1 pseudogene is annotated in these 458 nt (G+C 68.1%); it reads right to left on the minus strand.

From position 1 onward, the window contains the following. A pseudogene (locus OR16_RS37955) lies at nucleotides 1–458 on the minus strand (hemagglutinin); the annotation flags it as partial.

Here is a 458-nt window from a genome sequence, read left to right on the forward strand (position 1 = left end):
TCGGCGTTGCGGATCAGGAACGCATCGTTGACCGCGTTGATGCTGTCGGCCTCGATGTGCATGCGCATCGCGCTCATGAACCCGCCCGGCTGCACCACCGTGCCGGTGATCACGTTCCAGCCGCCCTGGGCCTTGTAGGCCGAGGTGCCGATGTCCACCACGTTGGGGGCGGCGTCGATGCTGCCGGCCTTCACGTTGAGCGTGTCGCCGGCCGTGATGGCGCCGCTGTTGCGCAGCTGGCCTGCGATGTCGAGCGAGACCTTGTCGCCGGCGATGGTGCCGCCGGTGGGCTTGGTCAGCGCCTGCGCGTAGCCTTCCGGCAGGTACACCTGCGGCACCAGCGCGTTCACCGTCGGGCATGCCGTGCTGGCGACCGTGCTGCAGTTCGGGTCGGGCACCGCCTGTTGCACGTACCAGAGCAGGGGCTTGTCTAGCTCGTTGACCTGCGTCTGCGTCAG

Origin of the sequence: Cupriavidus basilensis OR16, assembly GCF_000243095.1 — a bacterium.
Lineage (GTDB): Bacteria > Pseudomonadota > Gammaproteobacteria > Burkholderiales > Burkholderiaceae > Cupriavidus > Cupriavidus basilensis_D.